The sequence below is a fragment of the Intestinibaculum porci genome (assembly GCF_003925875.1).
In the GTDB taxonomy this organism is placed as follows: domain Bacteria; phylum Bacillota_I; class Bacilli_A; order Erysipelotrichales; family Coprobacillaceae; genus Intestinibaculum; species Intestinibaculum porci.
Genome location: NZ_AP019309.1, coordinates 2,103,408 through 2,127,073, shown reverse-complemented (window position 1 = coordinate 2,127,073; position 23,666 = coordinate 2,103,408). Strand labels below are relative to the sequence as shown.

Here is a 23,666-nt window from a genome sequence, read left to right as displayed (position 1 = left end):
GCAATGGAGGAATTTCACATGATGCTTTCATGTGAAAGAGATTCATCAAATACTGATCGGAATATTTATTCTCATAAGTATCTTGGTGATGCATCATTTTATTTGTGAGGAGAAATTGTATGAAAAAGACTTTATCGGCTTTTGCGGTGGCCTTAGTGCTTTCATCACTAATGAGTATGCCAGCGGGCGCCAAAACCATTTCAGTCACCAGTTTTGGAGCGAAAGCAAATGACAAAAAAGATGATACGGCTGCGATTCAAAAAGCGATTGATAGTGCGCCAAGCGGGGCGACGGTGACGATTCCTAAGGGAACATTCTATTCCCAGCAGATCTATTTACGTCGCAATATTACTTTAAAAGCTTCTAAGAAAACGATTATGAAGAAGAAATTCTTTGCGAAACATCCAGAAAATGCGTTTATTGTTTTCCATCCTTTAAAGAAAGGGTATACGGGCTTTAGTAAAGTGACGATTGAAGGCGGCACCTGGGATGGCGGCATTCATAAGGACAACGCAAAGAATTATCACAAAGGGATCGAAGTTGATCATGGTCATAACTTAAAAATTAAGAATATGACCTGGAAGAACTTCTCAGGTATGCATATTATTGAGGTCAATGCCGTGAAGAATGCGACGATTAATCATATTAATATTTCTAATCATTATCTTTACACTGGTAAGAAGAGATCACAAAATTTAATTGGCGGTTTAGCGATTGAATTTGATTCCGCTATTAAAGGGCAGGGAACCAGCTTGCCAAATGATAATACAGTTTGTACAAATATTACGGTATCAAACTGTCAATTAAACAATGTATTATCAGGGATTGGCTCTCATCATAATGAGTCACAGTATTATAGCCATATGCATAAGAATTTTACTGTAAAGAATAATGTGGTCAATAATGTACGTGGCGATGCGATCGAACTTGATAACATCAAGAAGGTGACATGCAGCGGTAATAAAGGGAAGAATATTGCCCGTAACTTTATTGATTATTATCATTCTGATGATGTCAATTCTTCAAATAACAGTGCTACTTGTAAAGCTTATGGCATTGATGTTAGAGAAGGCGGTAAAGTCACTTTAACCAATGAAAACTTCCCGGATGTTTATGCTTACTTTGGCTCACCAACTATTACGGCTAATAACTGTGTTTTTGCAGGAGTTGTTGATCATTAAAGAGAATCAGTTCTTTTGAACTAAAAAGCACTTTACAAACGAAGAGAGAAAAACTATAATAAAACACGTAGTACAACTACATAGTCTTTGGGGCAGGTGAGATTCCTGATCGGCGGTGATAGTCCGCGAGCGTAAGCATGAACTGGTGTAACTCCAGTACCGACGGTATAGTCCGGATGGAAAAAGATGATGTGTTTATATTTTAGAACTTTTTCAATTCCCCAGAGTATAGTCTCTGGGGGATTTTTTTTCGCATCATAGGAGAGGAAAAAATGCAAAAAAGAAGACTAAACACAAGAGCCATCACGATGATGGCAATGCTGGGGGCGATTGCGGCGATTCTGATGTTCTTTGAAATCAGTTTGCCATTCACGTTAGAGTTTATTAAACTCGATTTCTCAGATTTACCTATTTTATTGAGCGGGTTCTTATTTGGCCCAGCCTTAGGGGCAGTGACAGCGGTCATTAAGATTGCCTTAAAGTTAGTATTTAAGCCAACCTCGACAATGTATGTTGGGGAATTATCCAATTTAATCTTAGCGATCTCATTTGAAGCGATTGCCAGTGCTTATTATCGTAAACATCGCACGAAAAAAGGTGCGGTTATTGGTTTGATCATTTCAACACTGTGTACCAGTGTGATTGCGGTTATTTCAAACTGGTTAGTGATTTTCCCATTCTATGTCGAAATGTTCCATATGTCGATGGCGAATATTATTAAAATGGCCCATGCGGTGGCCCCTTGGGTTTCTAATGAATTAACGATGTTTACAACGAGTGTCTTCCCATTCAATATTGTTAAGTATGGGTTAGTCTCATTGATCACGTTCTTTATTTACAAACCATTAAGCGGTGTGATTAAGAAATATATCCAGTAAAAGTCCTGCGTAAAGGACTTTTTTTAAAAAACTGATGAGGAATAACCACTTTTGTTTTATAATAGAAGAGTCTCGATTCATCGTCTTAAGGGTATTTATAAAAAGTTAAGGAATATTATTATGATATTCATAAAATGTATCATTTGATTCGTATTTTATACAAAAAACTAAAAATAAATATTGATTAATGACGAAAACAAAGGTATTCTATTAAAAAATAAGGGAGAGAGAAAGAAACTATGCTTAAAGTCGTTAAATTTGGTGGTTCTTCATTAGCTGATGCAACCCAGTTTAAAAAAGTTTATAACATTATCAAGGCTGATGAAAGTCGCCGTTTTGTTGTCCCTAGTGCACCAGGGAAAAGAAATAAAGAAGATACAAAGGTGACAGATCTTTTGATTTTAGCGTTCTCACATCGTGATGAAGCCGATTTTGAGGAGATCTTTAAAACCATTAGGGGAAGATATCAGGCAATTATTGATGAATTAGGGTTAGATTATTCCTTAGATGAGGAATTCAAAACCATCCATGATGCGATTAAAGCAGGTGTTGGTTTTGATTATGTCGTCTCACGAGGCGAATATCTCAATGGTCTATTACTCGCTAATTATTTAGGTTTTGACTTCATTGATGCGAAAGATGTCATCTGCATTGATGAATCAGGGAACTATGATGCGAAAAAGACGGATCCATTATTAACTGCGGAATTAGAAAAACATGAATATGCGGTTATTCCAGGTTTCTATGGCATCAGAAATGATGACTCAGGAGAAATTCAAGCTTTCTCAAGAGGGGGCAGTGATGTCACAGGTTCGATCGTCGCTAAATGTGCTAATGCCAATTTATATGAAAACTGGACAGACGTATCAGGCTTTTTAATCGCTGATCCACGGATTGTGAAAAAGCCATTACCAATCGAAACGATCACATATGCGGAATTACGAGAATTATCTTATATGGGGGCAAGTGTTTTACATGAAAACTCCATTTTCCCAGTGCGTTCGGCAGGTATTCCTATCAACATTAAAAATACCAACCGACCTCAGGATCCTGGCACTTTGATTGTAGAATCAACCGTGCATCGTCCAGCCCATATCATTACCGGGATTGCTGGTAAAAAAGGATTTGCGACCGTATCGATCGAAAAAGATATGATGAACTCAGAAATCGGTTTTGGTCGTAAAGTCTTACAGGTCTTCGAAGAATATGGCTTATCCTTCGAACATATGCCATCAGGTATCGATACCATGACGATTATCGTCAATACGAAAGAATTCATTAAACATGAACAGGATATTATTTCTGGCATTCATCGTGCCGTTCATCCGGATAAGATTGATCTTGAATCCGATTTAGCATTAATTGCCGTTGTCGGACGCGGGATGAAAGCCAACCGTGGCACTGCGGCGAAACTGTTTACCGCTTTAGCGAAAGAAAAGATTAATGTAAAGATGATCGATCAGGGCTCTTCCGAATTAAATATCATTGTTGGGGTTCGTAATGTTTACTTCGAAGATGCGCTTCGCGCGATCTATAATGCTTTCATCGTTGAGGAAGAGGAAGAATTCTAAAAGATGCTTACTGGGGTCTGAACTAGACCTCAGTTTTTTACGTCTTAGAAAAGATATGTTTAAAATGGGGAAGGTGATAAAAAATGGATCAATACAAATATAATATCAAAGAACATTTTAAATTAGCGACGATGATGATTAAAAGTCATTGTCAAAATGATCAGAAACGGCTGAAAGAATACGATTTGGTGAATCCTTATCGAGAAAAACGTGAAACAGTCCTGCGCGCAGCCATTATGAATAGCGCGAAGGTGAAGGGGCCCCTAAAGATCTCAATACAGGATTAGCTTACCTCAAAAAGCAAGAGATTGTGGCGATTATACTGGCGCTTGGCTCATCGATATTTTGGCATCGTCGCCGCGTGATCTTGATCAGGCCTTTGCGAAATATGCTAAGCATTGTGATAAAAATGAATATGTTCAAATTGGCGAATGTTACCTGGAAGGGGTGGCGGTTGAACAAAATACTGAGCGGGCGCTTTCTTATCTCAAAGAAGTCGCTAAACGCAAAGTGCCAAGAGCGATGGCTTTATTAGGTGAAATATATTTGTTTGGACATTACGTCGAAAAAGATCTTGAGCAGGCGATTGATTTACTGCATTTTGCCGCAAAATATGAAGAACCTCGCGCCTTAATCCTTCTTTCACGCTGTTATCAGCTTGGCTTAGGAAGCGAACAGGATTGATTCCTTCTATGATCACTTTCAAGATGCTGATTAAGATTCTCTGATACTTTCAGAGAATCTTTTTGATTATATCGCTTTACATTTTTTATAAAGCCTCTATAATACAAGTAGATAACCCCTACAGGGGGTGGGGAGGTATAACATGAAACAAAAATTTGATGTTATGGGTATGACATGTGCTTCATGTCAGGCTCATGTTAATAAAAGCGTTTCACACTTAGAAGGTGTACGGGACTGTAATGTCAATTTGCTTTCAGAAAATATGGAAGTGGATTACGATGAAAGTAAACTGAGCAGTGATGATATCATTGCGGCGGTTCGTAAAGGCGGCTATGATGCCGCGCTGGCAAACAGCGAAAAAAAGGAAGCTGTCTCATCGGACATTGCAAGCATCAATGCCCGAAAAGATGAAGATCTCAAAAAACGCAAGCGGTCTCTGATTGCGTCATTCATCTTTACCGTGCCATTATTCTACTTATCAATGGGTTCCATGATGCATTGGCCAGGTATTCCGGATATCTTTTTAGGTCATGCCCATATGATGATTATGGCCTTAACGCAGTTGCTGTTATGTATGATTGTCTTAGGCATCAATAGTCATTACTTTATTGGCGGCTTTAAGTCATTATTCCACTTAGCTCCTAATATGGATTCTTTGATTGCTATTGGCTCTGGTGCATCCTTTGGCTATAGTGTCTATGCGATGTATATGATGGCTTACTATATGGGTAAACTTGATTTGAATAAAGCGCATAGCTATCATATGAGTTTATATTTTGAATCAGCCGCAATGATCGTCACTTTGATTTCCTTAGGGAAATATTTCGAAGCCCGTTCGAAAAAGCGAACCAGTGATGCCATCAATGCTTTAGTCGACTTAGCACCGAGCCAAGCGACACTGCTTGATCATGGTGTAGAGAAGATCGTTTCCATCGATGATATTCGTGTCGGTGATCAGGTTGTGGTAAAAACCGGGGAAAGCGTCGCTGTCGATGGAAAAATTATCGATGGCAACGCCTCGATTGATGAATCCATGATTACTGGGGAATCGATTCCTGTTGATAAAACGGTTGGTGATTTAGTGATTGGTTCAACGATCAATAAAAATGGTCGGATCATTGTTGAATGTATGAAAACCAATGAAGCCTCCACCTTATCGCAGATTATTGCCCTCGTTGAAGAAGCCGGCAACTCCAAAGCGCCCATCACTCGTTTAGCTGATGTCATTTCTGGTTACTTTGTTCCTGCTGTGATTGGCATTGCGTTATTGACCTTTATTGCCTGGATGGTGCTGGGGCAAAGCTTTAACTTTGCCTTGAACTGCGCCATTGCGGTACTTGTTATTTCCTGCCCTTGCGCGTTAGGCTTAGCGACGCCGACAGCGATTATGGTTGGAACTGGCCGCGGCGCGAAGTTAGGGATCCTCGTTAAAGATGCGGAAACTTTAGAAAACACGTCTAAAATTGATACCGTAGTATTTGACAAAACCGGCACCCTTACTTATGGGAAACCGCAAGTCACGGATGTCGAAGTGTATGATGAACGTTTGATCGACTATGCTTTATCATTAGAAAGCTTATCATCGCATCCCTTAGCGAAAGCGATTTGTGAATTTAAAGAGATCACCCCATTAACTGTTACTGACTATCAGGAAATTCCCGGCGGCGGTCTTTCCGGAACGATTGCTGGAAAAGCCATTTTTGCCGGCAATAAACGTTTAATGGACCAAAAAGGTATTCCTGTTCAAAGCAAGCATGATTATGCGAAGGAAGGCAAAACAGTTTTATACTTTGCTATTGATGGGAGCTACGCGGGCTTAATGGCTTTAGCGGATGAAATCAAAGAGGAAGCCAAAGCAGTGGTGCATGATTTACAGGAACGTGGTATTAAGACTCTTATGTTAACAGGCGATAACCAAGTCACGGCGCAGGCGATCGCGCATCAGCTTGGCATGGACGTCAAGGCAGAAGTTCTGCCAGCGGATAAAGAAGAAGTCGTGCGCAGCTTACAGGATCAGGGCCATCAGGTGGCGATGGTTGGTGATGGCATCAATGATGCGCCAGCCTTAACGAGAGCCAATATCGGGGTTTCTTTCACCAGTGGTCTGGATATTGCCATTGATGCGGCAGACGTCGTCTTAATGAAAAATAATCTGCATGATTTGGTTGTGGCTATTGACTTATCTCATGCAACCATTAAAAATATTAAAGAGAACTTATTCTGGGCATTATTTTATAATGTCATCTGTATTCCCGTTGCGGCGGGGGTCTTCTACCATGCCTTTGGCTGGCAGTTATCACCAATGTTAGGTGCCTTTGCGATGAGTTTTTCATCCGTCTTCGTCGTTTCTAACGCTTTGCGTTTACGACTTTTTAAACCGGCAGCCTATGAGGAAAATAAGCAAGTACATGAGAAAAAGCATGTGCATATAGAAAATGATAAGGAGGACGTACCAATGCGTACATTTACAAAAGAAGAAGCTGATAAAACGATTGATGTTGAAGGAATGATGTGTGAAAACTGTGTTAAACATGTCACCAAAGCTTTGACAAATTTAGGTGAAGAAGCGATCGTTTCTTTAGATGAAAACAAAGCCTATGTAAAGGGTGAGGCCAGTGATGATGAGATCATCAAAGCGATTGATGAAGCAGGTTACAAAGTGACAAATATTACCGCTAAGAAAGCTTATGATAAAGTCATTGAAGTGCCTGATATTATGTGCAATAACTGTGTCAAACATGTCACCAACGCTTTAAATGCCTTAGATGGCGTGGCAGCGAATGTCTCATTAGAAGACAAGAAAGCTTATGTCACATTAAGCAAACCAGTTGATGATGAAACCCTCAAAAAAGCCATTGAAGATGCTGATTATACCGTTGGCAAAATCTATGATTAGGTGATTGTATGAAAGCTGATCATAAAAAAGTCGAACGCTATCTCAAAACGGCCAGAGGGCAGATTGATGGCATTTTGAAAATGATGGAAGATGACCGTTACTGTATTGATATCTCCACTCAGCTGATGGCGACGATTGGTTTACTGAAAAAAGCCAATAATGAAATCTTAGCGGCGCATATGCGCAGCTGCGTCTTAGAAGCGGTTGATGAAGAAAACCGCGAAGAAAAAATTGAAGAAATGGTCAAAGTGATTGATAAGTTAGCTCAGTAGGGCTAACTTATTTTTTCATTTTCACATTATTACAAAAGGGCTTGATTTCTTTAATAATTATGCTATTATATGTTCATATAATTTGAATATCAAATAGTAAGAGGAGGGTTCTTATGACATTCGCTATCACATTGATCTTTTGCGGTTTTGGTGCATTATTCATTTATAAATTCCTTCATTATATTCATACAGATATCAATCGTGCCAGTTATTATATGGCTGGTATAGCACTATTAGTGTTGATGTTCATATTATATATTCTGGCTTTTGTCAGTCGCCTTAATACACTCATGCCTGAGTTGACTTTCGCCCTGGGCTGCGCTTTTTATTTAGTCGCGGCGATCACCGGTGTTTTTCTGATTCGCTATGTGAGTGTTTATTTATCGAAGTTTGTGAAAGAGGTTAATCATTTTTAACCTCTTTTTTTAACGTCATCGTTTTTTTGGAGTATACTAAAAGTGGTGATGTAAAATGAAGAATGGAGTAATTTTCCAAAGTTTTGAATGGTATACCCCGAAAGATCCTCATCTATGGGTAACCCTCAAAGAAAAAGCGTCCGCCTTAGCGCAGGCGGGCTTTAGCGCCATCTGGCTGCCACCGGCTTATAAAGGCATCGGCGGTGAGAATGATGACGGTTATGGGGCCTATGATCTTTATGATTTAGGTGAATTTGATGCCCATGGCAGCATCCGGACGAAATATGGTACACGTCAGGAATACCTCGATTGTATTAAGGCGCTGCAGGATGCTGGCATTGATGTGTATGGCGATATCGTTTTAGATCATAAGATGGGCGCTGACGAAAATGAAATGGTGTCTGCCAAAGAAGTCAACGCCAGTGATCGCTATCAGGTGGTATCAAACGATCAGCAGATTGAAGTGGCCACGAAGTTTACATTTCCGGCTCGCCATGGCAAGTATTCTGATTTTACCTGGAACTGGGAGGATTTTGATGGCATCGATTATGATATCAAAGGTCATAAACACGCCGACTTTCTTTTTGACAGTAAAAGCTGGAACAATGGCGTCGATGATGAAAATGGCAATTTTGATTATTTAATGGGTGCTGATTTGGACTTTTCCGTTCCAGAAGTACGCGAAGAATGCATAAAATGGGGGAAGTGGTATTATGATACCACGCATCTGGATGGTTTCCGCTTAGATGCGGTTAAGCATATCAGCAGTGATTTTTATAAAGAATGGCTAAGCGCGATGCGCGATTATACAAAGCGGGAAATGTTTACCGTGGGTGAATACTGGCATGGTGATTTGGGCCATCTGATTCATTATTTAATTGCCGTGAATTATGCAATGTCGCTCTTTGATGTCCCGCTGCATTATAACTTTTATAATGCCTCACATTCCAATGGCCTTTATGATATGCGCCGCATTTTTGATGGTACCTTAGTCTCCTTCTCAAGTGATTATGCGGTTACTTTTGTGGATAATCATGATACCCAGCCTTCACAAGGTTTACAGTCTTTCATTGATGACTGGTTTAAGCCGCAGGCTTACGCCTTGATTTTATTACGTCAAGCCGGCTATCCTTGCGTTTTTGCGGGGGACTATGATGGCATTCCTCATGATGGGATTGCTCCCAAAAAGGATTTGATTGATGAGATGCTTGATTTACGTATGCATCATATGAGCGGGGCAATGCATGATTATTTAGATCATCCGGATTTAATCGGCTGGAGCTTTGAAGGGGAGAACACTGCTGGCTTTGTCGTCTTATTAACCAATGCACGAGGCGGTAAGAAACGAATGTATGTCGGCACTAAGTATGCCAATGAAACATTTTATGATGGCACCCATTACGTTAATATCAGTCAAAATGGGGAAGGGATCTTCCTCGTGAATGATGGCAGTTTAAGTATTTATCATCTGGAAGGAGAAGAGACATGGCATTAGAGAGATTTATTGAAGCACAAAATAAAGATTTTACGAGAGCTTTACAAGAAGTGAAAAATGGACATAAGACCACGCATTGGATCTGGTATACCTTCCCGCAGTTAAAAGGATTAGGCCGCAGTTACAATGCTCAGTATTATGGCATTGAGGGCTTAAGTGAAGCCCGCGCTTATTTAAAAGAGCCGTTACTTAAACAGCGTCTCATTGAGATTGCGACTGCTTTTTATAATGTCGAAGGGCGCAGTGCAGCCGAAGTTTTTGGCATCCTGGATGCGAAAAAAGTACAGTCCTGTATGACCTTATTTCATAAAGCCGATCCGGAGATCCAAATTTTCAAACAGGTTCTTGATAAATATTATAATGGCGAGTTAGACTGGAAAACATTAGAAGGCTGCTCTTTAAAAATAGCTGTTTTCTGCGGCTCAACTCATGGCAAAGATCCTGCTTTCGCAAAGGCGGCGAAGGAATTAGGCGCCTGGATTGGTGATCATCATCATACCTTAGTGTATGGCGGTGGTCATGCTGGTAATATGGGGGATGTCTCACTATCTGCCTTAGATCATCAAGGCCAATGTATTTCCGTTTCTCCATTATTTTTAAAACGTGAAGAAGATCCGCGCATCAAACATCATATCGATGTAGAGACGTTATCAGAGCGTAAAGACAAGATGATTGAGCTTGCCGATGCCTTTGTGGCATTGCCAGGCGGCCCCGGCACGTTAGAGGAAATCAGCGATGTCATTTCTTTAGTGCGTTTACGTCGTTTAAATGCCCCTTACTGTTTTTATAACGTCAATGGCTTTTATGATCCGCTGATGCGTTTTTATGATGAGATGGTGGAGCAAGGCTATTTCACCAGCCTTCATCGCTCAGAAGTCCACTTCGTCGATTCGTTAGAAGAATTGACAAAGATTATTGACTCATAATTTTGTATTATAAGAAATAATCGTGATCAAATATTGTATATCATAAACTTGTATTGCACTTTTATGATATCTCTTGTATAATTTTCTCACACAAAGGGGGCTTTCTATGAATTTAAAAGGAAAACATTTTTTAACATTAAAAGATTATTCTAAAGAAGAAATTCTTTATTTAGTTGATCTCGCAAAGCAGCTAAAAGAAGAAAAAAAGGCAGGCGAGTATCACTATCATTTAAAAAACAAGAACATCTGTCTGATCTTTGAAAAGACATCCACCCGTACCAGATGTGCTTTTGAAGTAGCTGGCCATGATGAAGGAGCCCATGTCACTTTCTTATCTAATTCCCAGATGGGTTATAAAGAATCCATCGAAGATACAGCTAAAGTGTTAGGCCGTATGTATGATGGCATTGAATTTCGCGGTTTTGCCCAGAAAACTGTCGAAGATCTTGCCAAGTATTCCGGCGCTGTCGTTTGGAATGGTTTGACTGATGTCGATCATCCTACGCAGACTTTAGCGGATTTCTTAACGATTAAAGAACATCTCAATAAACCATTAAACGAAGTGAAATTTGTTTTTGTTGGGGATATCCGTAATAATGTGGCTTATGGTTTGGCTTATGGGGCCTGCAAAGTCGGGATGGACTTTGTCTTATTAGGTCCTGATGCCTTGCAGGTGGATCCAGAGGTACAGGCATACTGTGAAAAAGAAGCGAAGGCTTCTGGCGGATCATTTACGATCAGTCATGATTTAGATGTCTTAAAAGATGCCGATGTTGTGTATACTGATATCTGGGTTTCCATGGGCGAGGACGAATCATTATATGCGCCTCGTGTAGAGATGTTAAAACCATATAAGATTACTAAGGAATTAATGGCCAAAACCGGAAAAGAGACAACTTTATTTATGCACTGTCTGCCATCATTCCATGATTTCGAAACCGAGGCTGCCCGTCTGAAAAAAGAAAAAGGTCTCGATATTCGTGAAGTTGAAGATGACGTGTTTAGAAGTAAACAGTCGGTTGTCTTTGATGAAGCTGAAAATAGAATGCATACCATTAAAGCAGTGATGGTTGCCACTTTAGGCGATTAAAAAGCAGGGGGCTTCCCTGCTTTTAACATGTAAAGACATATTTTGTATCTGTTGATAAGTCTTCATTATAGACAAAGCCAATTTCCTGAAATTCCTTTAACAGGTTTATATCCGTAATTTGGTTAAGCGCCATATAACGCACCATTTCCCCGCGGGCCATTTTTGCTTTGGTAGCCTTGGTAATAAGCTTGCCGTTTTTCATTTCTCCAAAGACGATCTCGATGAGCTTGTCACCATCCTGTAAGTAATTGGTAATACACTTGGCATATTCTTTACTGGCTAAGTTAATAATCAGATGATCGTCATCAATCACCTGTTTATAAAGGGTATCCTCCCAGAAATCATAAAGCGAATGGGTATCATTGAATGCACCTTTATTTTGCATTTCTAAGCGGTAAGGGGTGATCCCATCAGAGGGCTTTAAGACCCCGTAAAAACCGGAGAGAATGCGTAAATGATCATTTAAGTAGTCTAAGGCGCCCTGCGTCATGATATTAGCTCCAATATGCTGGAAAACCAGGCCGTCATAGGCGAATAAAGCGGCGGTTAAACGCTGATGTAAATCCATTACCTCAATGCGCTTGAGATTTTCCTGAACCAGTTTATCACTGCATTTCCATAAGGCTTTGGCCTCATCAAAGGATAAAGCGCGTAAATACTTTTCCAAAACAGCGGTTTTTTCAAGTAAAGATGGCGCGCTTAATCCCGGTGCTTCTTCATCGATGCGCATCTTTTTGGCAGGGGATAAGATGATTCTCATAAGACCTCTAACATCTGCTCAGGATTATCTTTCGCTTTGACTTTCTCGAAAGCTTTGACGATGATGCCTTCTTCATCAATCAGATACGTGGAACGGACGATGCCCATATAGGTGCGTCCATACATCTTCTTTTCCTGCCAGACGCCATAGGCGTCAATGACTTTTACTTCCGGGTCAGAAAGCAGGGTAAAAGGCAAATGATATTTTTCCTTAAAATTCTTATGCGATTTGATGGAATCTTTAGAAACGCCTAAGACAATCGCGCCTTTTTCCTGAATTTGCGGATAGAGCTCCGCAAAATTGCAGGCTTGGGTTGTACAGCCTTTGGTATTATCTTTGGGATAGAAGTATAAAATCACCTTTTGTCCTTTGTATTCACTTAAAGTATGCATGACACCATCCTGATCAGGTAAACTGAAATCGGGTGCCTTTGTTCCTATTTCTAACATATATTTGTCCTCCTGTTCCTATTCTAACATAATCATCATGTATAAAGGCGTAAAATGCGTTAAAATAGGAATATAAGGAAGTGATTATATGAGAAAACCAGCATCTTTACAAAAAGGTGATACCATTGCGGTTGTTGCACCATCTTTTGGTATCCGCAAAGAGGAACATGCCATCTTAGCGCAAGCGATTAAAAATTTAGAAAAGAAAGGTTATCATGTAGACATTTTAGAGAATGTCTTTAAAAGTGATGGCTTAGGCATTTCCACCAGCCCAGAAAGCTGCGCCCAGGAACTCATGGAAGCCTATGTAAATCCACAGTATCAGGCGATCATCTCTGCTAGCGGCGGGGAGCTGATGTGCGAAACACTTTCGCATATGGATTTCGTTCAACTCAAAAATGCATCGCCCAAATGGTTTTGCGGTTTTAGTGATAATACGAATATGACTTTTACGCTTAATACGTTGTGCGATGTAATGTCCATCTATGGGCCCCATATCCTTGACTTTGCCTTGATGAATAAATGTACCAGGGAAGCCTTAGGGATGATGCAGGGAACCTGTCACCATACGTCTGATTATCCTTACTACAGCCTTGATGATTTTGCGAAAAAGCCCAAAATAATAACTGCCTATCATCATGGCCAAAAGGTTGATTATGTGCAAATGAAAGGAGTTCTGCTGGGGGATGCTTGGATGTATTAGCGAATCTTGTAGGTACCCGCTTTGATCAGGTCAAAGAAAAAGATGAACATCATGTTATCTGGTTTCTGGAAGCCTGTGATCTTAATCCCTTAGGGATCAGACGTGCCCTTTGGCAGCTTAAAGAAGCTGGCTGGTTTAAGCATATCAGTGGTCTTATGCTTGGCCGACCGCTTTCAGGCATGGGTGTGACCATGCTTGGCGTTGATGAGTACAATGCCGTCTTAGATATCTTTCAGGATATCGATATCCCGATTCTCTTCGATTGTGATTTTGGTCATATTGGTCCGACTATGCCTATTATTTCTGGTGCGAACGCAAAGGTGACTTATGAGGAACGTTTGAAAATTGAATATTATTATAAATAAAAAGGGCAACTGCGATTTATGCAGCTGCCTGTTTTTTATCTCTTCGTTTTTTAAGAATGATGGAACAAATGATGACAATCACCAGGACGCATACACTGGCGATCCCAAATGATAGCATCAGATCTGGTGCCTTGTACCATTTTGTAACTTTAGCGATCTTCTTAATCAATAAGGCGATGGCATAACCTGTTGTGGCACTGCCGCCTAAAGCGAAGAATGCTTTTACCCATACTGGGAAGACTTCAGTAAAGAGAATGATTAATGCAAGTATACATAATGAAACAAATACACTAATTACAAAATGCATTGTTGAGCCTCCTTTATAACAGTAATAAAATACCATAATTACCCCCTTATTGCAATAACAGTTTTTTTTATGGCATTTAAAGAATCTTTAGGCTATAATGGCAATGAATTAAGGAAAGGACGTATATATGAGAAATCGCAGAAATAAATATTCTTATGGCAGAAACCGTTATTCTTATGGGCGTCGGCGCCGCTTCGGCTCAGTACGCTGGGATCGTCTGATTCCCGTCATTGCCGGTATTGTGATCGTTTTAGGCATTGTATTAGCGTTCAACTTCTCGCGCTTACAGCTCGCGACGAAAGGATATTCGTGGAGTGAACAGAATGCGATCTTAGAGTTAACAAGTGATAAGATTTCCATTTTAACCCATGAAGATAAAGTGGATCATATTAAGACATGGATTGATTTATCGAAAAATGTCTCATTGTATGATGATTATGAAAAGTATTATAGTTATTATCCAAAGATGGATAGTAAAGATGTCGTGAAAACGATTGATAACTACTTTACCAATTATGTACCAAAGTTAAAGACCGTTGGTTACACAAACAGTCAGTTATGGACCGTTTTAAAAGATGCTTCGGAATCTGATTTGGCCTATTTGGTTAAACACAAATATTCTTATAATGATATGAAGCCTTATAAAGCCGTTACTGGCTTCCAGTATCAGGATATGGATAAATATATCAAGTTATATAATCAGAAACATAATTACAATTATGCTGTGATCTATACAACATATCCATTTATCTACAGCTCTAATAAGGTGACAAAAACATATCGGATTCAGAATCCTGCCAACTTATTAAATATCGTGAAAAAAGGCTTTACGCTGCCATCCGATTATCAGCCAAGTGATTTAGTGATGCCAGATAAAGCTTATATCTCAAGTGAAAACGGGCATCCTCAGCTTCGCAAAGTTGCTTATCAGGCTTTTGTGAAAATGGCGAAAGCGGCGGCTGCGGATCAGGAATACTTATTATTAAACAGCTGTTTCCGCAGCTATAGCGAACAGCAGAAGATCTACCAGCAGATGGAAACAAAATATGGGGCAGCCTATGCAGCGATCAATGCAGCTTCCCCAGGCTCTAGTGAACATCAGACCGGTTTAGGGATCGATATTACCAGCAAGAGTGTTGATACGAAGAAAGTCGCTGTCTTTGGCTTTACTTCAGAATACAAATGGTTAAAAGAAAACTGTTATAAATATGGTTTTGTTATCCGTTATGCATCTGATAAAACAAAGATGACGGGGATTACCAATGAACCATGGCATGTCCGTTATGTCGGCACGAAAGCCGCTACATTAATGCATGAAAAGAACTGGTGCCTTGAAGAATATGTCTTATATACAGGACAACTGCCACAGTTAAAGTAGAAAGTCTGGGCCATCCAGACTTTTTTTGAGGAGGATGACTATGTATACGATGGTGGAATATGTTCATGAAAGGATGAAAACGTATCCTAAACATGATATCGGCGTTGATTTTACAATGGGGCAGGGCAATGATACCTTAGCCTTATCAAAGATCTGCAAAGAAGTGTATAGCTTTGATATTCAGGAGGAAGCTTTAAAGGCGACAAGAGAAAAAGTGTCTGATGATCATGTCCATCTGATTTTAGATGGTCATGAACATTGTGATCGTTACATTCAGGAATTTGATATTGGCATCTTTAATTTAGGGTATTTACCCGCTCATGATCATCTTATTACAACGCATCAGGAAACGACGATGATCGCCTTAGAAAAAGTGGTTAAAATGATGCGTCAGGTGCTCTTTGTGGTTTGTTATATCGGTCATGAAGAAGGGACTAGAGAAGCGCAAAGCGTGGCAGATTACTGCGCGCAGTTAGATCGTCATTGCTATAATGTCGCCTTATTTAAGATGCTTAATAAACCATTAGCTCCTTATGTTATTGAAATTGAAAAACGTTAAAACCCGGCTTATTATGCCGGGTCTATTTATCATCTATTGTACTAATACATATTCAAATGAGCCATCAAGTGGATAGAGTACCTCATCTCCGTTGACAATATGGGCCAAATTACCTTCATTGATGTATCCATTCCAAGTGGCGACGACCGTGACTTTCTTTGCTAAATCGTCTAAAACATTTTTTAAGTCATCGTTGAGGGCATCATATAATGCGGCTTTGTTGTCGATTAATAACACGTCAAAACGGTAATTCTTTAAAAATTCCTTCATAGTTGTCTTCAGATCATGCTGATCATCGGTGAGGACCTTTGAAAAGTCAACGATTGGAATACCTGTATTGTGTGAATATTCCTTTACTAATTTCGACTTGCCACTTCCTGGCTTGCCGACTACAAGCACTAGCTTGGGATGACCATTATATGATCCCTCAATTGCCTCTACTAAACTGTCCATGGGTTTAATCCTGCTATAAATGGGAAAAAGGGATTTATAGCTTTTCCTTTCGTATTTTCCTGATGTTTTTGTATTCATCCCACTCATGTCCCTTGAATCGTCTGGGATAGCGTATATATCCTTTCCAACTACTTCTATTATAAGAGTATCCGCTTACATAAAAAAGGAAAAACGACATTTAAAAAAAAATAATTAAAAAGGAGGCCGAAGCCTCCGTAATGGTTATTTTACAACAGTGACATTAGCAGCCTGTGGCCCGCGATCGCCTTCAACGATATCGAATTCAACAGTCTGACCTTCTTCAAGAGTCTTATAGCCGTCTGCATTGATTGCGGAAAAATGCACGAAGATATCTTTTGCCTGTCCTTCAACAGTAATGAAACCATAACCTTTGTCCGCTTTAAACCATTTTACTTTTCCTGTAGTCATTTTGACATACCTCCTTGAACTTGCACACATTCTTTATTTCCAAAATCAATGAATAAGCCATTCATAAATCTCTAAAATACGTCTTGAAATGCTAGAGGTATAGTAACATATCGCGGTTTGAAATTCAAGAAGATAACACAAAATATTATCACTCATTTCGTGAAAATAGGAAATTACCGCAGGAATGTGTCAATAATTTCATAATTCGTGAAATGTTTTCTAGATTATGTTATTATGAATACATAAAGGTAGGTAATAAATATGATCAATAAATATGCACAGCTGATTGTGAAAAAAGGATTGAATATTCAGAAAGGACAGGACCTCGTCATTACCGCAGATGTGGAATGTGCGCCATTAGTCAAAGCCGTCGCTAAGGCTGCTTTCGCGGCCGGAGCCCGCGATGTTATTCCCCATTATGTTGATGATGAAATCGCCAAAGCGCGCTATATGCATAATGATGTCGACTATTTTAAAGAAGTGCCCAACTATTTAGTAGATTTACATAATGATTATGCTAAAAAGCATGCAGCGGTTTTATCGATTACAAGTGAAGATCCCGAAATGTTTAAAGAAGTTGATCCGATGAAGATGCAGACGCGCATGAATACCATGCATGAAGCCTGCAAGTTATTCTATGATCACTTGGATCTGATGATTGATCGCTGGTGTATCGTTGGTGCACCATCTAAGCGCTGGGCTAATAAAGTATTCCCGGATATGAGTGATCAGGAAGCGCTCGAAGCTTTATGGCAGGCAATCTATCATGTCTGCTATGTCGATACCCTTGATCCATTAAAAACCTGGGATCTCCATCGTGTCTCTTTTGAAAATCGTGTCAATAAGCTCAATGCGATGAAGATTCGCTCATTACATTATACCAATAGCTTAGGCACGGATTTAACGGTTGGGATGAATAAAGATTACTTGTTTGCGGGAGGCGGCAGCTATACGACTGACGGCCTTTATAGTTTCCCTAATATGCCAACCGAAGAAATCTTTACTTCGCCAAACTTCAAAGATGTCAATGGCATCGTCTATGCCTCATTGCCGCTCAATAATAATGGCACATTGATTAAAGACTTCTCTTTGACTTTTAAAGATGGGCGAATTGTCGCTTATGAGGCAAAAGAAGGCTTAGAAGCTTTGCGCAGTATGATTGAAACAGATGAAGGCTCCCATTATTTAGGCGAAGCAGCTTTAGTGCCTTATGATTCACCAATTTCGCAGATGGGAATCCTATTTTATAATACACTCTTCGATGAAAATGCGGCTTGTCATTTAGCAATTGGTAAAGGCTTTGCAGAATGCTTAAAAGATGGTGTAGGAATGAGTAAAGAAGAATTATATGCCCATGGCGTTAATGATTCTTTAAATCATGTGGACTTTATGATTGGCACCCCTGATTTAAATATCGAAGCCACTTTAGAAGATGGCTCAAGGGTGATGATTTTCAAAGATGGTATTTTTGCTATTTAATCAGATTCTTTTTACTTCATGAACTTATTTTATTAAAATAATAGGTAGAGGTGATGTTCATGAAGAAATTACTTGTATTATTGGTGATCTTCAGCCTTATTACAATAAACAGTGTCCAGGCGGAAGATCTCATGTACTATGGTCAAAGCAATGAGTATGGCTACAGCTTTCATGAAGGAAAACGAAAAATCGGCGCTTTAACTTTGCAGGCTAAAAATGGTCAGGTCATCTATCGCTATGGCAAGAAAAACATGACGTTAAAGACCGATCGCATCATTGTCAGTCGCCTTCAGGGCTATTTCTTAGAAAAGTTGGATCGGGAGACACCATTTAGATATCAGTATTATTATCAAATCAAAAAGATTATCTTTAAAACAGGTCAACAAACGACTTTGTATGAGGGTTTATCAGAAGATCAAGGTGTGCTTTTAGAGATGAAGTATAAGCAGAATCTATATTTGTTAAACTTACCAATGCAGTCGGAAAACTATGGCTATATGGTCTTTGATAGCAAAACGAAGAAAATGGCTTATCGCTCCTTTCAGTATGTCAATCATCCGTTAGCTTTTTATAAGCAGTACTTTGTCACCCGCAGAGAGGAACATGAATTGATCTTAGGGCAGATCGTCCATAATAAAGATCAGCTGATCCGTGTTTTAACAACCAAGTCTGCGAGTGATCAAACAGCTTTTGTGAAAGGGTCGATCTACTATTTTACAAGCGTGCGTCAAGGCCAAAAAATGCGCATAAAGCTTATTAAAGAAACGCTCAAAGGAACGAAAAAGACCATGAAAACGTTTAAAAACGTCGAAGACTTTAGGATCATTAGCTTTGATGCCCATGATATGAAAGTACAAGTGAATGCGAAAACAAAATACCTTGCTTATTAAAGTGGTGAGAAATTCTCATCACTTTTTGGCGTCTTGAAGGGAATTTATTGACAAATGAAGGGGGATGAAATATCATACATTGATGTGTATAAAAAAAGGAGGAAAATATCATGTCTGCATTCACAGATAAAGTGAGCAAACGGCGTACGTTTGCAATTATTTCCCATCCGGATGCTGGGAAAACAACATTAACAGAAAAGTTCCTGTTATACGGGGGCGCGATTCAGGAAGCTGGGATGGTTAAAGGCAAGCAGCATATGCGCCATGCCGTTTCAGACTGGATGGAAATTGAAAAACAGCGTGGGATTTCCGTTACCAGTTCCGTTTTACAGTTCAATTACGGCGGTTATTGTATCAATATCCTAGATACGCCAGGCCATCAGGACTTCTCTGAAGATACTTATCGTACCTTAATGGCGGCTGATAGTGCCGTCATGGTCATTGATGCATCTAAAGGGGTCGAAGATCAGACGAGAAAATTATTCAAAGTCTGTGCAATGCGACATATTCCAATTTTTACCTTTATTAATAAAATGGACCGTGAAGCCAAAGATCCTTATGAATTGTTAGAAGAAATCGAACAGGAATTAGGCGTGGAAACTTATCCGATCAACTGGCCAATTGGCTGCGGGAAAGAATTCAAAGGGGTTTATGAACGCGAAAAACGCGAAGTCATCCGCTTCGTCGCCGCTTCTAAAGGCGCCCGCAATAAAGCTGAAGAAATCATTACGGCTGTGGATGATCCAAGCTTAAAAGAAGCCATCGGCGATGACTATTATGCGACGCTGCAGGATGATGTGGAATTATTAGATGGTGCCGGAGCTGTCTTTGATTTAGACCGCGTCCATGAAGGAAAACTGTCACCCGTTTGTTTTGGCTCCGCGTTAACCAACTTCGGGGTTGAACCATTCCTTGAACATTTCTTAGATTTCTCAACGCCGCCAATGCCTCGTATGAGCGACGAAGGTCCGATTGATCCGATGAGTGAAGATTTCAGTGCCTTTGTCTTCAAGATTCAGGCCAACATGAACTCACGTCATCGTGACCGTATGGCCTTCATGCGTATCTGTTCGGGTACGTTTACCAAAGGAATGGATGTTTATCACGTTCAGGGGAAAAAGAAAATTAAACTCAATCAGTCCAAATCCTTAATGGCCGATGAGCGTGAAGAAATTCAGGAAGCGTACTCTGGTGATATTATCGGGGTTTTCGATCCTGGCATCTTCTCCATTGGCGATACCATTGTGACAGGCAAAAAACATTTTGCCTTTGAAGGTATTCCAACCTTCGCACCAGAACATTTTGCCCGTATTCGTAACCGCGATACGATGAAACGTAAACAGTTCGTCAAAGGGATTACCCAGATTGCCCAGGAAGGGGCGATCCAGATCTTTACCGAACTGGGCGGCGGTTTCGAAGAAATTATCGTCGGCGTCGTTGGGGTCTTACAGTTTGAAGTCTTAGCGTATCGTTTAAAGAACGAATACAATGTGGAAATTGTCAATACCCCATTGCCATATCAGTTTATCCGTTGGGTTGTAAACAAAGATATTGATGTCAAAACTCTAAACTTATCTTCGGATACGAAGTATGTCGAAGATTTAAAGGGCAATACTTTACTGTTATTCTCTAATACCTGGGGTATCAACTGGGCTACGGAACGTAATAGCGGTCTGGAATTAGCCGAATTCTCGAAAAACTAATGAAGAAAAAAGCGCATATTGATATCAAATATCTGCTTTGTGCCTTGTACTTAGTGGTCTATTTATTAGGCTTCTTTGTCATCGAGCATGTTTTAAAGCCAACCCATTATCATATTTTAACGACGCCGTTAGATTATCAGATTCCTTTTTGTGAATGGATGATTTTCTTCTATTACGCGTGGTTCCCTTATATGGCTTTCAGTTATCTGTATACCTTCTTATTTGATCAGAAGAATTATCTGAAACTGATTACCTTTACTTTTAGCGGGATGACGATCTTCTTGATCGTTTCCGCCGTTTATCCCAATATGTTAGATTTACGGCCAGCCCATTTACCGAATCGTAATATTGCCTGCATATTAACAAACTTTATTTATTTCATGGATACGCCAACCAATGTCTTACCAAGTATCCATGTCTATAATTCCATTGGCTTTGCCTTAGCTTTAAGCCACAGCGATCATTTAACCCATAAACAAAAAATCTTTTCTGACCTTTTATGTTTTATGATCTGTATCTGTGTCTTCTTCGTCAAGCAGCATGGCATTATTGATGTCCTTTTAGCGATTCTCATGGCGCTTGTTTTCTATATTATCGTTTATCGTCAGGATCTCTACATTTTCAAAAAAGATTATCATAACCGCTACAAGCACTAGATTTTATCTAGTGTTTTTATTAAAATGAAAAAAGGGGGGCTTTAGCATGAAAATTTTAGCCGCATTTGATTCGTTTAAAGAATCCATGACTGCTTATCAGGCCGGAGAGGCTGTAAAAACAGCATGCGCGGATATGAAAGATGTCCCGGTCACGATTAAACCGCTCGCTGACGGCGGGGAGGGAACAATGTCCGCTATTAACTCTGCCCTCTCTGGCACTATTCATGAATTATTTGTGAACGGACCAGATTTTCGCAACGTGGGTGCCCAGTTAGCGATTATTGGCGATCTGGCCATTATTGAATGCGCGCAGGCGTGTGGCCTGGAATATCTCAAAGAAGAGGAGAAAAATGGCGCGTTGATTACCAGCTTAGGTGTCGGGGAAATGATTCGCTATGCGGCCGAATATGGCGTGCATACGATTGTCATCACATTAGGCGGCAGCGCCTCTAATGATGGCGGGATGGGCATGTTAGCAGCGTTAGGTGTGCGTTTTTATGATCTAGATGGCGGGCTTTTAATGCCAGTGGGGGCATCCCTGACAGCGATTGATCATATTGATTTAGGAACGCTTCATGAACGTTATGGACATATTACTTTTAAAGGCCTTTGTGATGTCGATAATCCACTTGTTGGCAAAAAAGGCGCCACATATGTCTTTGGGATGCAAAAAGGCATTGCGGAAAATGACTTAGCTCGTTTAGATGCCGGCATGCGTCGCTATGGCAAATTGTCGGCGCAGGTGAATGGTCAGGATGATCTTTTTACGGCTGGTGCCGGTGCCGCTGGCGGACTGGGCTTTGCGATCGTCAATTATTTAAAGGGCACCTTAACATCGGGCATTAACGAAGTGATGCGATTAACCCATTTAGAAGAGGCGGTCGCGGAGTGTGACCTGATCTTAACGGGCGAAGGGAAGATGGATGCGCAGACGTTGATGGGGAAAGCGCCGCAAGGTGTTTTAAAGCTGGCTTTAAAATATCATAAGCCGATTGTGGCTTTCGCCGGGCAAGTCAATCATAAAGACACACTTTTACAGGCTGGTTTTAGCGATGTGCGCTGCATCAATCATGATGATATACCATTGATGATGCAGCTGCGTGAAGGGATGACATCACTAGCCAAAGAAGTGCGTCAGTATTTAAAGGAGACCTATGATGTATAAAGTCAAAGAAGAAATGACCCTCATGGACTATTTATTAAAAGAAACTGGGAAAAAGCGTAATGCCTTGAAAAACGCCTTGAAATATGGTCAGGTGTTTGTCAATGGAACGGTGCAGACCAATTTTGCCTTTCCGCTCCATAACGGGGATGAGGTAACCATCGGACAAAAACAAAGTCTTGCTTTTCCGATTCTCTATGAAGATGAGGATCTGATTGTCATCAATAAGCCAAGTGGTCTGGTGAGTGAACAAACGATGAATAATAAAAGCAAAACCGCTTATGCGATCGTAAAGGATTATTTAACGAAAAAACATGAAAAGATCTTTCTTGTCCATCGCTTAGATCAGGAGACATCGGGCGTTTTGATGTTTGCGAAGAAGAAAGCTCTCTATGAGGCGCTGACTAAACATTGGAATGATTATGTGAAAGTGCGCAGCTATGTGGCGATTGTCGAAGGCAAGGTTATCAAAGGCGGAACAATCAAAACCTGTTTACAGGAAAATAAAGCAGGTAAAGTCTACGTCGCAAAAGAAGGCAAACAGGCGATTACCCATTATCAGTCAATCAATAGCAGTAAAGGGTATACGATGATGCAGATCACCATTGATACCGGGCGTAAGAATCAGATTCGCGTCCATATGGCGGAGGTGTTACATCATCCGATTTCTGGTGATGTCAAATATGGCGGTCACAGAAATAGCATCCATCGGGTAGCTTTGCATCAGGATGTCTTTGCCTTTGTGCATCCATTGACGCATAAAGAAATGACCTTTAGCGCCGATGTGCCAGAAGATTTTTACAAACTGGGCTCAACTGGTGCCAAAAAATACAAAAAGACGTTGACAACGTACGTTTTCACGTGTATATTGAACGAGTAAATAAAAAGTGGAAAGAAGAAGTACCTACTTCTCGCCCGATTGATGATGTCGATGGGCAAATGTCACAAGATGAATTCTTCGAGA

General features: G+C 40.2%; 26 protein-coding genes and 1 riboswitch. Of the genes, 21 read left to right on the top strand and 5 right to left on the bottom strand.

What is annotated here, in order from left to right; genetic code table 11:
- Positions 1-119: 119 nt before the first annotated feature.
- The 11 genes from SG0102_RS10300 (at position 120) to argF (ending at position 11,409) form a co-directional block, all read left to right on the top strand.
- On the top strand, positions 120-1,181 hold the full coding sequence (locus tag SG0102_RS10300) for a glycosyl hydrolase family 28-related protein (RefSeq protein WP_125119844.1): 1,062 nt from the start codon (positions 120-122) through the stop codon (positions 1,179-1,181).
- A gap of 79 nt (positions 1,182-1,260) precedes the next feature.
- A riboswitch (FMN riboswitch) is annotated at positions 1,261-1,373 on the top strand.
- An 80-nt stretch (positions 1,374-1,453) separates the two neighbouring features.
- The gene (locus SG0102_RS10295) at positions 1,454-2,059 is read left to right on the top strand and encodes an ECF transporter S component (protein WP_125119843.1); all 606 of its coding nucleotides are present in this window, start codon (positions 1,454-1,456) and stop codon (positions 2,057-2,059) included.
- A gap of 239 nt (positions 2,060-2,298) precedes the next feature.
- Positions 2,299-3,630: an aspartate kinase gene (locus tag SG0102_RS10290; protein ID WP_125119842.1), complete on the top strand. Its 1,332-nt coding sequence runs from the start codon at positions 2,299-2,301 to the stop codon at positions 3,628-3,630.
- Positions 3,631-3,713: 83 nt separating this feature from the next.
- Positions 3,714-3,917 (top strand): hypothetical protein, encoded by a 204-nt coding sequence (locus tag SG0102_RS10285; RefSeq protein WP_125119841.1) that lies wholly within the window; start codon positions 3,714-3,716, stop codon positions 3,915-3,917.
- 58 nt (positions 3,918-3,975) lie between these two features.
- On the top strand, positions 3,976-4,314 hold the full coding sequence (locus SG0102_RS10280; protein ID WP_125119840.1) for a tetratricopeptide repeat protein: 339 nt from the start codon (positions 3,976-3,978) through the stop codon (positions 4,312-4,314).
- Positions 4,315-4,456: 142 nt separating this feature from the next.
- Entirely contained in the window at positions 4,457-7,210 is a 2,754-nt protein-coding gene (locus SG0102_RS10275; protein ID WP_125119839.1) for a heavy metal translocating P-type ATPase, read from the top strand.
- A gap of 8 nt (positions 7,211-7,218) precedes the next feature.
- Positions 7,219-7,482, top strand: a complete 264-nt coding sequence (locus SG0102_RS10270) for a metal-sensing transcriptional repressor (protein ID WP_125119838.1) — start codon at positions 7,219-7,221, stop codon at positions 7,480-7,482.
- A gap of 113 nt (positions 7,483-7,595) precedes the next feature.
- Positions 7,596-7,898: a hypothetical protein gene (locus tag SG0102_RS10265; RefSeq protein ID WP_125119837.1), complete on the top strand. Its 303-nt coding sequence runs from the start codon at positions 7,596-7,598 to the stop codon at positions 7,896-7,898.
- A gap of 55 nt (positions 7,899-7,953) precedes the next feature.
- Positions 7,954-9,393, top strand: a complete 1,440-nt coding sequence (locus SG0102_RS10260) for an alpha-amylase (RefSeq protein WP_125119836.1) — start codon at positions 7,954-7,956, stop codon at positions 9,391-9,393.
- Positions 9,384-10,319, top strand: a complete 936-nt coding sequence (locus tag SG0102_RS10255) for a TIGR00730 family Rossman fold protein (protein ID WP_125119835.1) — start codon at positions 9,384-9,386, stop codon at positions 10,317-10,319. The genes SG0102_RS10260 and SG0102_RS10255 overlap by 10 nt, the downstream gene beginning before the upstream one ends.
- A 106-nt stretch (positions 10,320-10,425) precedes the next feature.
- Positions 10,426-11,409 (top strand): ornithine carbamoyltransferase, encoded by a 984-nt coding sequence (gene argF, locus SG0102_RS10250; RefSeq protein ID WP_125119834.1) that lies wholly within the window; start codon positions 10,426-10,428, stop codon positions 11,407-11,409.
- Positions 11,410-11,431: 22 nt separating this feature from the next.
- On the opposite strand, the gene yaaA is transcribed toward argF, so the two are convergent.
- The gene (gene yaaA, locus SG0102_RS10245; RefSeq protein WP_125119833.1) at positions 11,432-12,169 is read right to left on the bottom strand and encodes a peroxide stress protein YaaA; all 738 of its coding nucleotides are present in this window, start codon (positions 12,167-12,169) and stop codon (positions 11,432-11,434) included.
- A complete protein-coding gene (gene bcp / locus SG0102_RS10240; protein ID WP_125119832.1) occupies positions 12,166-12,618 on the bottom strand; it encodes a thioredoxin-dependent thiol peroxidase in 453 nt (150 codons plus the stop codon). The genes yaaA and bcp overlap by 4 nt, the downstream gene beginning before the upstream one ends.
- Before the next feature lie 88 nt (positions 12,619-12,706).
- Between bcp and SG0102_RS10235 the strand changes: the two genes are divergently transcribed.
- A complete protein-coding gene (locus SG0102_RS10235; protein WP_125119831.1) occupies positions 12,707-13,321 on the top strand; it encodes an LD-carboxypeptidase in 615 nt (204 codons plus the stop codon).
- A complete protein-coding gene (locus SG0102_RS10230; RefSeq protein WP_125119830.1) occupies positions 13,309-13,686 on the top strand; it encodes a S66 peptidase family protein in 378 nt (125 codons plus the stop codon). Before SG0102_RS10235 ends, SG0102_RS10230 begins: the two co-directional genes overlap by 13 nt.
- 16 nt (positions 13,687-13,702) lie before the next feature.
- Here SG0102_RS10230 and SG0102_RS10225 read toward each other — a convergent pair whose 3' ends face one another.
- Complete coding sequence (locus tag SG0102_RS10225) at positions 13,703-13,993, bottom strand: hypothetical protein (RefSeq protein WP_125119829.1); 291 nt, start codon at positions 13,991-13,993, stop codon at positions 13,703-13,705.
- Positions 13,994-14,120: 127 nt separating this feature from the next.
- Between SG0102_RS10225 and SG0102_RS10220 the strand changes: the two genes are divergently transcribed.
- Positions 14,121-15,371, top strand: coding sequence for a M15 family metallopeptidase (locus SG0102_RS10220; RefSeq protein WP_125119828.1), 1,251 nt, complete (start codon positions 14,121-14,123; stop codon positions 15,369-15,371).
- A 40-nt stretch (positions 15,372-15,411) separates the two neighbouring features.
- Complete coding sequence (locus SG0102_RS10215; RefSeq protein WP_125119827.1) at positions 15,412-15,930, top strand: tRNA (mnm(5)s(2)U34)-methyltransferase; 519 nt, start codon at positions 15,412-15,414, stop codon at positions 15,928-15,930.
- Between the two features lie 33 nt (positions 15,931-15,963).
- Here SG0102_RS10215 and brxF read toward each other — a convergent pair whose 3' ends face one another.
- Together brxF and SG0102_RS10205 are read right to left on the bottom strand one after the other, a co-directional pair.
- A complete protein-coding gene (brxF, locus tag SG0102_RS10210) occupies positions 15,964-16,383 on the bottom strand; it encodes a BREX-3 system P-loop-containing protein BrxF (RefSeq protein ID WP_157983025.1) in 420 nt (139 codons plus the stop codon).
- A gap of 222 nt (positions 16,384-16,605) precedes the next feature.
- On the bottom strand, positions 16,606-16,812 hold the full coding sequence (locus SG0102_RS10205; RefSeq protein ID WP_125119825.1) for a cold-shock protein: 207 nt from the start codon (positions 16,810-16,812) through the stop codon (positions 16,606-16,608).
- Positions 16,813-17,073: 261 nt separating this feature from the next.
- Here SG0102_RS10205 and SG0102_RS10200 point away from each other — a divergent pair, with 261 nt between their 5' ends.
- The 6 genes from SG0102_RS10200 (at position 17,074) to SG0102_RS10175 (ending at position 23,582) form a co-directional block, all read left to right on the top strand.
- Positions 17,074-18,291, top strand: coding sequence for an aminopeptidase (locus tag SG0102_RS10200; RefSeq protein ID WP_125119824.1), 1,218 nt, complete (start codon positions 17,074-17,076; stop codon positions 18,289-18,291).
- A gap of 59 nt (positions 18,292-18,350) precedes the next feature.
- Entirely contained in the window at positions 18,351-19,181 is an 831-nt protein-coding gene (locus tag SG0102_RS10195) for a hypothetical protein (RefSeq protein ID WP_125119823.1), read from the top strand.
- Between the two features lie 110 nt (positions 19,182-19,291).
- Positions 19,292-20,884 carry a peptide chain release factor 3 gene (locus SG0102_RS10190; RefSeq protein ID WP_125119822.1) on the top strand — a complete coding sequence of 531 codons (1,593 nt, stop codon included), beginning with the start codon at positions 19,292-19,294 and terminating at the stop codon, positions 20,882-20,884.
- Positions 20,884-21,540, top strand: coding sequence for a phosphatase PAP2 family protein (locus SG0102_RS10185; RefSeq protein ID WP_125119821.1), 657 nt, complete (start codon positions 20,884-20,886; stop codon positions 21,538-21,540). Before SG0102_RS10190 ends, SG0102_RS10185 begins: the two co-directional genes overlap by 1 nt.
- A gap of 46 nt (positions 21,541-21,586) precedes the next feature.
- The gene (locus tag SG0102_RS10180; protein ID WP_125119820.1) at positions 21,587-22,705 is read left to right on the top strand and encodes a glycerate kinase family protein; all 1,119 of its coding nucleotides are present in this window, start codon (positions 21,587-21,589) and stop codon (positions 22,703-22,705) included.
- The gene (locus SG0102_RS10175; RefSeq protein WP_231999789.1) at positions 22,698-23,582 is read left to right on the top strand and encodes an RluA family pseudouridine synthase; all 885 of its coding nucleotides are present in this window, start codon (positions 22,698-22,700) and stop codon (positions 23,580-23,582) included. Before SG0102_RS10180 ends, SG0102_RS10175 begins: the two co-directional genes overlap by 8 nt.
- Positions 23,583-23,666 lie beyond the last annotated feature (84 nt).